This window comes from Methanolobus sp. (assembly GCF_016278385.1).
In the GTDB taxonomy this organism is placed as follows: Archaea; Halobacteriota; Methanosarcinia; order Methanosarcinales; family Methanosarcinaceae; genus Methanolobus.
In genome coordinates, this window is sequence record NZ_JADQBY010000052.1 from 1 (window position 1) to 12,983 (window position 12,983).

Here is a 12,983-nt window from a genome sequence, read left to right on the forward strand (position 1 = left end):
AGAGAACTGCATATGGGTCCTGATTTACTCAGATTTATTCTTAAAAATAAAAAGTAGCTGGTATTTGTAGGGATTACGAATACCTTCATTCTTTTCTTTTCTTTTCGGATACCGAAAAATTATTTAGACTATGTAGAAAACCTATCGAATCAGTATTAGTGACTCAATATGACAAATTATGTTAGTATCAGCGAGTACATTTGAATCAATTGCGCATTGTTGTTTACATTATAGAGGATTTCGATAAACCCCCACTTTCAACCAATTGCTTATAAGCAGTATATATGCCGATTTTCAAAAAATAGGGTTTTTCGAAATCCTCTATAATTCAAAGGATTTCTACAGAGCGGTTATATCATAATGATAATCATTATTGAATTATACAATATAGATATATTTATATAGCTAAGCAAAGACAGTTCCTATTCTGGCAAAAGCTATCAGGCAGCAAATGTTAAAATTAAATATACCATACAGTGGTACGATAGGGGATTTATCAAAATACTTAAAAAATTCATAGGGTATGTGGTACAATGAAAAAAATCATGGTTCTAGGAGCTGCAAGAACGCAAGTTCCAATAATTAAATTAGTTAAGAAACGTGGCTTTGAAACAATCGTGGTAAGCTGCAAGGGTGGTTATCCCGGTTTAAAATATGCAGATAAGATGTATGAAGTTGACATTTGTGATAAAAAAACAGTATTGGAAATTGCTAAACGAGAACAGGTTGATGGGCTAGTTACAGATCAACTTGATTTTCCGGTTCCAACCATTGCTTATGTAACTGAGAAATTAGGCCTGCCAAGTATTGGCTATGATTGTGCACTAAAGTTCACTAATAAATACTTAATGCGGAATGAATGCGCTAAATTAGGAATAAAGAATCCTAAATACTACAAGGTTTCAACCCTGGAGGAAGCCAGGGAAAAGTGTTTGGACATTGGTCTTCCGGTAATAATAAAACCTACAGATAGCGCTGGCAGTAGGGGTATATCAGTGATTAGAAATCTCACTGAATTGGAAGATAATTTTGAGCCTGCAATTTCTTACTCTAAAGAGAATTGCTTAATAGTAGAAAAGTACATTCAGGGAGAAGAATATGTAATTGCAGGCTTTACCTCAAATTACAAGTTCACAAATTTAGCTATTGGTAAAAGGCAATTATTTGATATCCCAGACGTATTCGTTCCCAGTGTAACTATGTTCTGTTCATCTCCTAGCAATGATATTGAAGATCAGATGTTAAAGACTAATAAAACTTTGATCGAGGGCTTTGGTTTAAAATTCGGTGTCACTCACTGTGAGTACATAGTTGAAGAAGGAACAGGAGATATATATCTTGTAGAATGTGCTGCCAGAGGTGCTGCTATATGTATCTCATCTCATATAGTACCATTAGCTACGGGCATTGATGTAAACAGTCTGTTACTTGATGTTGCTGTGGGGAATGTAGAGGAAATTGAAATTCAAAATATAGAGAGCAATGTATCTACATATTTACTGTTCACGTTGCCAGAAGGCTTTGTAAAAGAGATTAGGGGTATCGATAAAATACAGTCAGTACCAGGTGTTCAGAAAGTGTATATTGAGCCTATCGATATAGGGATGGAAGCAAAACCTATGGTCGATAAAGGACAACGTCTGGGTCCTATCATCATCAAAGGTAAAAATAAGGAACAATGTGAAAAGACAATAAATGAAATAAAGACTTTGTTTGAGATCGATGTAGAAACCTCTGAAGGGATCAAAGGTATAATCTGGTAGAAATGGTCTTGAAAAGACTGGCTCTGTAGAAAACCGACTTCTCATTTTTTTAAATGTCTAAATTTAAAAAGGATAACTCCCTAGAGTATTGATATTTGTAAAAATATACTAAAAAACGTGATGTAAATGGCCAAAAACGAAGAAATAATGGTTAGCATATGCTGTCTCGCGTATAACCATGAAAAATTCATAGCTGATGCAATTGAAGGATTCCTGAAGCAAGAAGTTAACTTCAAATATGAGATCCTTATGCATTATGACGCATCAGAAGATGGAACCGTAGATATTATCCGGTCTTACGAACAAAAATATCCTGATCTGATTAAACCAATTTATCAAGCCGTGAATCAGTGTTCAAAAGGCAAAAATGTATTCTCCTGTAACTGTCAAAGAGCTAAAGGAAAATATATTGCTATTTGTGATGGCGACGACTACTGGACTGATTCAAAAAAGTTACAAATTCAATTCGATTGTCTTGAAAATAATCCGGATGTTGTGTGCTGTTATCACGGTGAACATGTATTAACTGAAAATGGCCTTATTAAAGAGTCTGGAATACCACCTGAGTTTCATAGATCATATACCAGTTATGAACTGATGACAGCTCAAGTTAATATATCCACCCGTACAGTATTTTATAGGAATGTTGAGGCATTAAAAGATTATCCGCCTGAATGCAAGTTCATTAAAAATGACGATACGTTCCTTTATTCCATTCTGGGACAATACGGATCAGGCATATATTTACCAGACATAGAGCCAGCTATTTATCGAGTTCATGAAGGTGGAATATGGTCTATGAAAAAAAGAGCCGAACAAAAATCCATGACTATGAATACCTGGTTCTGGATTGCTGAATACTATGCAAGAATAGGTAATACAAAAGTAGAAAATCAATTCAGAATGCGATATATTATTGGATCTATGTCAGCTGTACCTCCAGTTTGCTTGATAAAAATATTTGTTAACATATTTATTCGTTATACAGTAAGTCCATTTAAAAAATCCAAAAAAAATGGCTCTGTAGAAATCATTTTTTAAATAATAAATATGACTTTGACATGCATGCCAAGGTTAGGCATTAATATTTTGAATTTGACTTCCTTTTGTCTTTTTTTCACACTCTTTTCTTTCACTCCCCTTGGCTAAGTCATATATATTCTCAAAAGAACCATTGTTCATGCAACAATCAGACCTAATATTTTCCGACAACTGGCAACACAGACTCTCTTGCATTCGATTTATGGTTGTGTATGGGAACAAGAAAACCCTTTGACATGTGCAAGTTTTGATTTATTTAAATAGATGTTTATAAAAATTATCGTAACTGGGAAAGGGTGTGCCAGTTACAGTATCAAAAAAGTTATATCTGTATATAAATATACCATAGAAGTGCATAACCAACAACCATCAAACAGAAGGACGGGTTTTCCATTCCCCGTCCGCACCTTCCAAAAATCGTGGGTAGAAGTCATAATAATTCACTCACTCCCCCACCCACGATTACTTCCAAATAATCCGTGTCAAATCGCACCATAGGATATAAGGGCATGGGTTCATACGCCTAAACTAAAAAATATCCACTATGGGCTTTATTTTAGCCCTCATCCTGTGATTTTTCTATGTCCCGTAATTCATTTTGCTTTGCACGTACTTCTTCAAGTGACATATCCGTATCTGGAATATCATCATGTTCATCCTCTGAGAACTCAGGTGTCCATTTTCCACTCTCAAGCATTTTCTTTTCGAAAGCATGGAAATTCGATATAGTTTTCTCCATAATTTCTAACCTTAATGTCGTTTCTCGCTGTTTCTTATCTGCTTCAAATATTGCTTTCTCACTCAATGGTAGAACACATCTGACACAATATTCATCCTGTTGGGAATTAATCTCTTTACAGCGTGGACATCTGACAGGTTTAAGTATCTCTTTTTCAGGTTCATCAACTTCAATACCCGCTGCCTTCAGAACTGCATTTTCAGTATCTACATTATTCATATTAACGTATACAGAAGCCGTATTTGAGTTTGGAGTCCAACCAAACTGCTTTTTAAGTTGTCGTTCGGTCATGAAATTCGCTAACTCAGTGACCCTTGTGTGGCGGAACATATGAGGGTATATTCTTCGCTTGATACCACAATCTTCAAGTGTGTTTTTAAGCATCCATCGAATTCCACCATCGAGTAGATGTACCGCTTGACCGTTTTTTAATTGGAACGAATAGAACAATGGTGCTTCTGGATTGTCTTTGTATTGATGCTCTGACAACCACATATTTAGATATGAGGAAGCGAATACTACACGATTTGTACGCCATGTGGTTTTAGATTTCGGAAGTGTTACCCTTGCACCATTGCTGTCAAATTCCACATGCTTAACTTTGATTGTACACAATTCTCCAATCCTACATCCACTATCATATAGAAGAGCAATGATTGCTTTATCACGTGCATATTTCGCTTTAGAAATCATTAATCTGATTTCATCAATCTCAATCTGCTTGTCATCGTTAGGCTCTGTAATTATTTTCGGTGCTTTAACCAATGGCAGTAAATCATTTTGATTGGAAAATTTTAACCAGTTACGGAAAAACATATATTTGTTATTACGGGAGTATTGATTGGGGTATCTTTTGTATACCTTCCGTAGAATATCTTCAACTGCATCTTCTGACAAGTGCCAGTAGTCATATTCAGGAGCACATCGTATTAATAATTCCATATTTTGCAGATTTGATACAATACTCGGATGTTTCTGAGTGTACATTTTCCCATAAATTTTTTTATATATGTCGGAATGTTCAGGACGATTTGAAATCCATTCATCAATATCTTTGACTACCATAGAGGTATATTAGTTTCCAAGATATATAACATTCATCTCAGTGAAATAAAGATGAATTTATAAATCTTCTTACAAAAGACGAGAGCAAATGTCAAATTCTCGTCTTGATAAAAGATTTAAGGAAAGTGGGACTTTAGCTAAAACATTATTGCTGTGAAAAATTATAGATTTACGAGAATGTTTTATACGAGAACAGTTGTTTTGGGCTAGATTAAGTGGATAGAAGGAGACACCCGATAACCCGCCATACTTTAAGGTGTCTCTCTCCTTGCGAATCCGAGATGTATCATATCTCTTCAATCCCACTCCCCAACCCGTTCTGATTGGGTGGACAGGACAAAACATGTCACAGACAATATTTCAGTCCTGTTCTTTACGTGTCTGGGATATTCCCCAATATCTCTCTTTAACGTCAACCCACTTGGTCGTGAACGACCCTATTCTCACAATATTTAATCAGTGCTTTTTAGATATAACCAGAGCGGATATTAATATCAGGAGAGATTCTATGTTTTGCTCATAATCAATATTTTAACGACGTTACATTTTTAGCCAATTTCGTTAATAGATAATTATTTGAGTTTACAAAGCTCCAATAGTAACTGATATTTTTTAATGAGGTATGGCCTGATGAAAAAGATAACGACTGATGTATTACTTGCATCCGACAAGAGGAAGAAGGTACTCCTGCTGCTTCAGGACAACCCCAAGGAAATGGAAATACTTCTGGAAGCACTGGATACGACAAGGACAGCATTGCTTCCTCAGATGAAAATACTCAAAGAAGCCAATCTAATATCCAAAGATAAAAAAGAAGACAGGTACGAATTGACGACAGTTGGGAAAATGATAGTTGAAGAGATGGCATCCTTTCTGCGTACCGTCGAGACCTTTGGAATAAACAGTGAGTATTTGGCTACACATTATATCGATTTTATTCCATCACATCTTCTTAAAAAGTTGCCGGAACTTGGTTCTTTCCATGTTGCTGATATTCCCATGTCTAACTTCTTTGAAGCGGACACGGATTTTTTTGAAAGGGCAATAACATCAAACTCCTGGCTTGAAATAGCTTCGGTTCTGCACCCGACATTTCATGAATTCTACGTGAAGATGACTGAGTATGCCACAGAAGTCTCAGTCATACTCAACAAGGATGCTTATGAAAAAGCTAAACAGGACTATTATAAAGAGCTCAGGGAACTTATCGACCTTGATTTGATCTCGCTTTACGTTTACCCTGAAAATCTTGGTTTTGGTTCTTTTATAATGACCGGAGAATCTTTCCAGTTTAGACTCTTAACAAAAAAAGGTATCTTAGATAGCAGAAAAATGATTATTTCCGGCCAGGGTTCATGTGAGTGGGGGACCGAATTTTTTGAGAACTATAAGAATCTGTCCACATCTGTAATCGATTTATAGGAGAGCATTGCTATTTTCCCCCCGCTCTGTGGTCGCAATCGCATAAACATCACCAGACTCATTAATCAAAGCGGTAACCATCAGGTACACGTCTATAGTATGGCCGTCTTTGGTGAGCCTTTTAGTTCGGTAAGGTTCTATAGTCTCACTCTTTGCCAATTTTTTTAACGTAACTTTTGATTCTTCTTTCTTATCCACCGGGACAAGATCGCTGACATTCATATTCAGAGCCTCCTCCGCGCTCCAGCCATAAATTTTCTCAGCCATCGGGTTCCATGCAAGTATCTTGCCTTCTATATCCTGCAGCAGTATGGCGTCACGCGAGTCATTCACAACTGCAGCCAGGTGACGAAGAGTGTTTGTCTGCTTTTCCTGAAGCTGCTTTAGCTGAGTGATCTCCATGAATGTTATGACTGCACCTTCGATGCTTTTCGTCCTCGAACAATATGGTCGGATGTTCAGCATGTACCATTCGCCTGAATTGATATGGGCTTCCATATACACAGGATCAAGTGTATCCAGAACTTGCCGTATATCCTTATTAAGACGATCATGGTCAGACAGGTTCGTAACAAAATGCCCGATAGGTCGTCCTACGTCCGTAGGAAAGAGATTGATCATTTTTGTGGCGGCAGGAGTGAAGCGCTGGATAAGCAGGTCGTTGTCCACGAAAATTAGACCGATTTCCGTGCTGGCCAGTAGATCATTCATCTCATCGTTGAAGTTTGACAGTTTTTCAACTTTGTTCTGAAGCTCCACATTTACTGTGGATAACTCCTCATTGAGTGATTCAAGTTCTTCTCTTGATGTTTCTAATTCTTCGTTAGTGGACTGGAATTCCTCATTAAGGGACTGTAACTCTTCATTGGAAGCCTTGAGACCTTCGTTGGATATCTCCAGATCCTCATTGGAAGCCTTTAAATACTCTTCTGTAGTCTGAAGTTCCTCTTTCAGGGCTAGAACGGTTTCAGCATCTTCGTTTATATCTGTCGCAACACATCTAGAGCTTTCTGAGTGCTCCTCCTGCTCGTCATTGGGTTCTGGAGGCACATCAAAAGTGATCAGGAACAGTTTTCGATCCGTAATCTCTTCCACAGGTTCTACTGTCAGGTTCACAGTTGTAAAGTCACCGTTGGTCTTGACACGAAGACCGGAAGCGACCTGCTGAATCTTACCGATTACTGCTTTTCGAAATGCTCTAGTCAATTGTTGGTGCAATCCTTCACGGGACATTTTCAGAATGTTGAGTTGAGGCTCACCAGGAGACATTTCAAGATAGGGACCAGTACGTCCATGAAGATAGAGAATCTCTCCGTGTTCGTCGACCAGTGCACTTGCCGGAGCATACCTCTGCAACAATTTTCTTTCAGTAACCTCTCGCATCTGAACTCTATTCTTAACAGGTGCTTTTTTGGCAGGGTGTCGATATACAGCCGTCATAGAGCTGGAAGGGAATGATGTTCCCGTCACAGGGAGATATTCAGAGGAAACAATTTTGGTTTCATAAATCTTAGACTGGCTATCCAGAGTATTAAAGAAATCAGAAAAATCTCTTATGCTTTCCGACGTTCCAAGTAATAAAAATCTTCCGGGGTTTAGAGCATAATGTAATTTGGGAATAAGATCGTCCTGCAGCTCTTTATTCATATAGATCAGCAGGTTTCGGCAACTAATCAGATCGATCTTGGAAAAGGGTGGGTCTCTAATCACATCATGTTCGGAAAAGATGACCATACTGCGGATATCCTTGCGGATAGCATATGCCTTTTCTTCAGAATCGTAAATGAAAAAATGCTTCAATCTTTCAGGAGATACATCCTTGGAGATACTGGCCGGGTACACGCCCTTACGAGCTTTTTTAATGTTCCTGCTGTCTATATCGGTGGCAAATATCTGTATTTTAAAGTTCTGCTCCAGCTTTTCCATGTGCTCCTGTAGCAAGATGGCAATGGAATATGCCTCCTCACCTGTAGAGCAGCCTGCTACCCATACACGCACGGGCGCCTTTGGCACCCTTCCGTCAAAGAGATGTGGTAGCACTTTCTCCTGAAGAGTATCAAATACCTTTGAATTGCGGAAAAAGTTGGTGACGCTGATCAACAGGTCACGGAAAAGTGCCCCCACTTCTTCCGGTTTTTGCTGTAAATAATTTGCATATGTGTCAATATGCTTGATATTGTTGACAATCATACGACGCATTATACGGCGGTTCAGTGTTTGGGGTTTATACCTGGAGAAGTCATGGCCTGTCTGATTGAGCAGTGTGCTGAAAATGTTCTTCATTGCTTCTTCTGTATCGTCAGGACTATCTGATAACTCTCCAAACATCTGAGATTTATATTCAATTAATTGAGCCGGCATTCCAAAAGGTTCAAGTATATAGTCTACAAGCCCGGTTTCAATTGCATTTTGAGGCATGCTATTGTACTCGCTGGACTCAGGACTTTGCACCATTGCCATTCCGCCATTGGTCTTGATAGCTTTGATTCCATGTGTGCCATCATTGCCTAGACCTGAAAGTATGATACCTATGCCCAACTCCTGCTGATCCAATGCAAGGGACATGAGGAATGAATCAATTGGCATCCGATGGCCGCGGTCCTCGGTAGGTTCTGTCAGGTGTAGTACGCCTTCAGTAATGATCATATTCTTGTTGGGGGGGATGACGTACACACAATCTGACTTTACAGACATTCCGTCCTGAACCTCATTGACTTCCATATTGGTGTAGCGTCCTATGATTTCGGGAAGCATGCTTTCGTTATCGGGTTTCAAATGTTGCACTAGGACAAAGGCCATGCCTATATTGATATCTTTGGGTATTGCTGTAAAGAAATTCTCAAATGCCTCAAGTCCGCCTGCAGAAGCACCAATACCAACCACGGGAAATTTGTTACCAAAGGAACTGTTTGCATCTGGACCCTGAAAGGGTTCATTTTTTGGATCTGCCTTTACTTCTTTTTGCAACTGTCCTTCTTTTTGTGTCCTTTTTTTATTTTCACTCATAGACATCTCCCCTGAATCAGATATAATTAGAATATATACTGCAAATTGATATAATGATTGGCATCCATGCGAACGTACTATGTCCTAATTCTTATCAAACGTCTTCTACTAATATCCTGCTTCTGCTGTAGTTAAAGACAGAATATCTTTTGATTTTATGATATCTAGGTTCTGTAAAAAACCTATTGAAATCACGATCTATAGAGGATTTCGATAAACCTCCGATTTTTACTAATGGCTTATATACTTCTTATATACTAATGCCCAGATTTCAGGGTTTATCGAAATCCTCTATAGTTAAAATTTGGAAAAAACAACCATAAGCTTTCTCTGAGCTTATTACTAATTTTCAAATAATACTCCACAATGTAATCCATGCCTAGCTGATATTACATTCCTGCTCTTTCATTCTTCGGTCTTTTAAGTTTTTGTTTTCAAAATGGCGCTATGTTTATAATTGTGATTTGCTCCAAATATGGTATGAATATTGAAACTGAATCCAAATGTTTATCCAAAACAAAGTGTGTCCTCTATACTGTTTTCTTGCAGGCATCTTTGAAATCATAGGAGCATATCTTGTATGGATGTGGCTGCGTGAAAATAAAGACGTTAGCATTGGAATATGTTGCATTATAGAAATGGATGCCGCATACTAAAATTAGAAAACTGTGCGGAGGGGATTTGGGGAGTGGGGTTAGTGTAGGAGTGGGTAGTATGTAAAAAGTGTCCCCCTACGCACCTATTATTTATAGTTATTAACTTAATTTTTGTAACTTATTTTTCAGAAACTTCTCAATCCATTTTCTTGCGAAGCCAATCTTTGATGAACAACTAATAAACGTCTCAGCAATCATATTTTTCATATGGTCAAGATCTTTTACAAAATTACAAGATATTATTCTTTTGACACTCTTCCAGATGAATTCGATTGGATTCAAGTCTGGTGAATATGGAGGTAAATAGACCAATTCAATATCGTTTGCCTGTGCAAAATCTACTGTATCTTTTGCTCGATGTGATCTAAAATTGTCGAGAATGATTACAATTCTCTTTCCCATGTTATTGTTTTTGACAGTTGATAAAAACGAACATACATTCTCTTTAGTTGAATGTTCTTTGAAATCAATAACTGAATTGCCATTCAATGCATAAAACCCGAAAGAGTTTGCCTTTAGTCGGGTTGTGTTTTTGAAGATAACAGGTTTATTGAAAGACCATAAACGAACCGTGTTTGATGTTGTTTGGGGGGATGATTCGTCAAGAAAGCCAATGACGCACCCATCATCGATTAGCGGTAAGTTTTTTTAAACGGTCTTCTGCGTCTTCTGGTCTTCGATAATCATGAGTATAAGGTTTGCCATGATGCATGCCAAACTTTTTCAAGATTACTAATATTTGCTTAATGGTGTATTGAACTTTAAACTCATTATAAATGAGTTCTTGGACTTCTTTTGTAGACCAATCGTCTCTTACATGTAGTATGGTCTTTAGTTTTTCTTTTTGAGCATCTGTGAGTTTTGAAGGGCAACCTCCTGAAAACCTGGGCTTCAATCCCTCATATCCTTCTTGATTCCACCGTTCTTGCCATTGATATGCAACGGGTTTTGATATCCCTACAAGTTTGGCTGCTTCATCAACTGAAGCACCTTCATAACGGTGTTTAACAAAATACAAACGTTGTAAAACTCTTGTGTCTTTCTCTAATGACCTAATATGTTTAAGCAATTCTTCTGAGCGGAAGTGGCGCTCTATCGGAATTTGTTCGGGTTTAGCCATGAAATATAGTTGTACGTATTAAGTAATAAACGTTTGGTTAATAACTATAATTTCTATATCAGTGGCCATTCCATCAAACATATCATTATTGCTGTTTGAAGCAAGTATTAAAGCAACATTCGTTGCATGATATGAAATGTTCACATGATTATCCAACACGGTTACCCTACCGGATAATTCACTTCTACTACTGTTTATTTCAGAACTAAATGCTGTATTTCTAGTTGCTGCTTCCCAAACACCAATTTTGATAGCGCTTCCAACCAGACTCTGACTATTCGCATAGTCTGTAAAAACATATTCTTTAACGTCTTCAAGAGAATCGGATGCTCCATAAGCAATCTGGCTCGAGGCAACTAAAAGCAGAGCTAGTGTAGCCACTATAGTTTTTAATTGCATTGAAGATCACTTCCTCTGATAAATGACAACGCTTAGTATTAAAAACACAATCGTCATCATTGCCGAAAATGAAGGTGATTTTTTGATTTTTGAATCTAAGCCGTTTTCTGTATCTGAAACATTAATTTCTTGTTCATTTGCAGGAATAGAATCATCATCGATATCTTCATCAGTGATTTCTTCATCGTCTAGAAAATCACTGTCATATGCAGGTTCAACTTGAGCGCCATAGTAACCAACAAGTTGGACAGCATCTTCACTGGCAATTAAAGTGATATTGCTTTCATTGGTAATTGTTTCATAGTCCCATGGTCTTAAACTTGAAGATGCTGAGAAATTGTCAGAATATTTTTCTAATATGCTTGTCGAATCCTGTGAAATTACATCTTCATAAAAACGAATTGCAAGCTTTACTTTTCCGTTCTCTGTTCGTGCCCAGCTCGGCACGTTCAATCCATAATTATAGTCATATTTGTTTTCTACAGGTATTTCGCCCATCCACCTCAGTCCGCTCTCTGCAGGCAGGTCGGCTGCTGTCATGTCAGAAGGCATTGAACATGTAAGAGTACGCCTAGCAGCAACAGCTACACGTTGAACACCATAGTCTTCTAGCAGTTCTAATTGTTCTTCATTTGGAGTTTCATAAAACTGTAACCACAGATGTTTTCTTCCAGTTCCATTATCCATAGTGGTACTGCAAGTCCTGACCATGCTTTGTTGTTTAGTGCCGAGATTTTCACCAAATTGCATAGGTTCTGGAGTAAATTCTTCTCCCCCATAATTAGCAAAAGTGTATTTGTCGGAATCGTTTGTTTGATCGGCACTTGCAATAAAAGCAAGTGAACCAAGAATTAAGAAAGATGCAATTAAGATTGTAACCGTTTTTGCTGTCATTTTTCACCAAACCATATAGTTGTTTATTATAAACATATTTAAAAATATTGATTTTTTGCCATAATATTAATTATCATAAGATTATAATCACATATAAATATATTTAATAGCAACATAATAATAAATTCACTTATATTTAACATATTTAAACAATAGTCCTTATTCTTAAACTCTTTAAATTGTTAATTAATGAAGTTGGCAGAGTCTAGCTAAACAAATAAAAATATAATCACAAAAACAAACTGCAAAGAAGCTTTGAATATCATAGAAACGAAAAAACAGATAACACCTGAAGTTTGCTCAAAAATAGTCACTTCCACACCCTGCTGCCCTGTAGATGCCCTACACAGGGTCGAAAGTATCAGACATAGCTACCATCAAACCACCAAAGAAAATCCTGTCTGAACCCTCCTGAAACCCTGAGCATATCTGATAGACTATAAAGCTAAGAGATCATGAACCGCAACAATATTGAAACTTCAAACTACATTTTCTTGTTGACTACCATTGCTGATGTTTTGGATGATTTGAATTACACCTATCATATAATTATTAAGTGATGGGTGTAACAAAAGATACCTTATGTTGTATGGAATACGTACAATTTATTACTAAGTTATTGAAGAACCTCATCAAGTAACAAATCGATTCAAATAAATAATGTATATGCAGGTATTCTTTAATAATTTAAAAACATCTCAACAGAAATTTTATTATCAATCAAATATATTGGTGAAAAACATGAAAATAAGAGTTGTAAGTTCAAAAGAAGAAATTGCTAGCCTTACTGATAAAGAAGAAATGATACACCTTGCATTCAGACCTTCAAATACAGATATCTTATCCCTTGTAACAAAGTCCCCTAATGTTAAAGCTCT

At 37.2% G+C, this 12,983-nt stretch carries 10 protein-coding genes and 1 pseudogene; 6 read left to right on the forward strand and 5 right to left on the reverse strand.

Translation table 11 applies throughout. The features are described 5' to 3' along the window. Positions 1-533 precede the first annotated feature (533 nt). Both QZZ23_RS14575 and QZZ23_RS14580 read left to right on the forward strand, forming a co-directional pair. A complete protein-coding gene (locus tag QZZ23_RS14575) occupies positions 534-1,763 on the forward strand; it encodes an ATP-grasp domain-containing protein (protein WP_292471615.1) in 1,230 nt (409 codons plus the stop codon). 126 nt (positions 1,764-1,889) lie between these two features. Next, positions 1,890-2,804, forward strand: a complete 915-nt coding sequence (locus tag QZZ23_RS14580) for a glycosyltransferase (protein WP_292471618.1) — start codon at positions 1,890-1,892, stop codon at positions 2,802-2,804. 556 nt (positions 2,805-3,360) lie between these two features. Here QZZ23_RS14580 and QZZ23_RS14585 read toward each other — a convergent pair. Next, a complete protein-coding gene (locus QZZ23_RS14585; protein WP_292471620.1) occupies positions 3,361-4,608 on the reverse strand; it encodes a site-specific integrase in 1,248 nt (415 codons plus the stop codon). Between the two features lie 630 nt (positions 4,609-5,238). Here QZZ23_RS14585 and QZZ23_RS14590 point away from each other — a divergent pair. After that, positions 5,239-6,030, forward strand: coding sequence for a transcriptional regulator FilR1 domain-containing protein (locus QZZ23_RS14590; protein WP_292471622.1), 792 nt, complete (start codon positions 5,239-5,241; stop codon positions 6,028-6,030). On the opposite strand, the gene QZZ23_RS14595 is transcribed toward QZZ23_RS14590, so the two are convergent. Beyond that, entirely contained in the window at positions 6,025-9,036 is a 3,012-nt protein-coding gene (locus tag QZZ23_RS14595; RefSeq protein ID WP_292471624.1) for a CheR family methyltransferase, read from the reverse strand. The two genes, QZZ23_RS14590 and QZZ23_RS14595, sit on opposite strands and share 6 nt — an antisense overlap. Before the next feature lie 503 nt (positions 9,037-9,539). Between QZZ23_RS14595 and QZZ23_RS14600 the strand changes: the two genes are divergently transcribed. After that, positions 9,540-9,692, forward strand: a complete 153-nt coding sequence (locus tag QZZ23_RS14600; protein WP_292471626.1) for a hypothetical protein — start codon at positions 9,540-9,542, stop codon at positions 9,690-9,692. Positions 9,693-9,791: 99 nt separating this feature from the next. Here QZZ23_RS14600 and QZZ23_RS14605 read toward each other — a convergent pair. From QZZ23_RS14605 to QZZ23_RS14615, 3 genes and pseudogenes are all read right to left on the reverse strand, one after another. Next, positions 9,792-10,812, reverse strand: a pseudogene (locus tag QZZ23_RS14605) (IS630 family transposase). An 18-nt stretch (positions 10,813-10,830) separates the two neighbouring features. Beyond that, complete coding sequence (locus QZZ23_RS14610; protein WP_292471629.1) at positions 10,831-11,211, reverse strand: hypothetical protein; 381 nt, start codon at positions 11,209-11,211, stop codon at positions 10,831-10,833. A gap of 6 nt (positions 11,212-11,217) precedes the next feature. Next, a complete protein-coding gene (locus QZZ23_RS14615) occupies positions 11,218-12,105 on the reverse strand; it encodes a hypothetical protein (protein WP_292471631.1) in 888 nt (295 codons plus the stop codon). 255 nt (positions 12,106-12,360) lie between these two features. Between QZZ23_RS14615 and QZZ23_RS14620 the strand changes: the two genes are divergently transcribed. Together QZZ23_RS14620 and QZZ23_RS14625 are read left to right on the forward strand one after the other, a co-directional pair. Further along, positions 12,361-12,510, forward strand: coding sequence for a hypothetical protein (locus QZZ23_RS14620; protein ID WP_292471633.1), 150 nt, complete (start codon positions 12,361-12,363; stop codon positions 12,508-12,510). Between the two features lie 336 nt (positions 12,511-12,846). After that, a partial coding sequence (locus QZZ23_RS14625) for a DUF1699 family protein (RefSeq protein WP_292471635.1) occupies positions 12,847-12,983 on the forward strand: 137 nt, incomplete at its 3' end.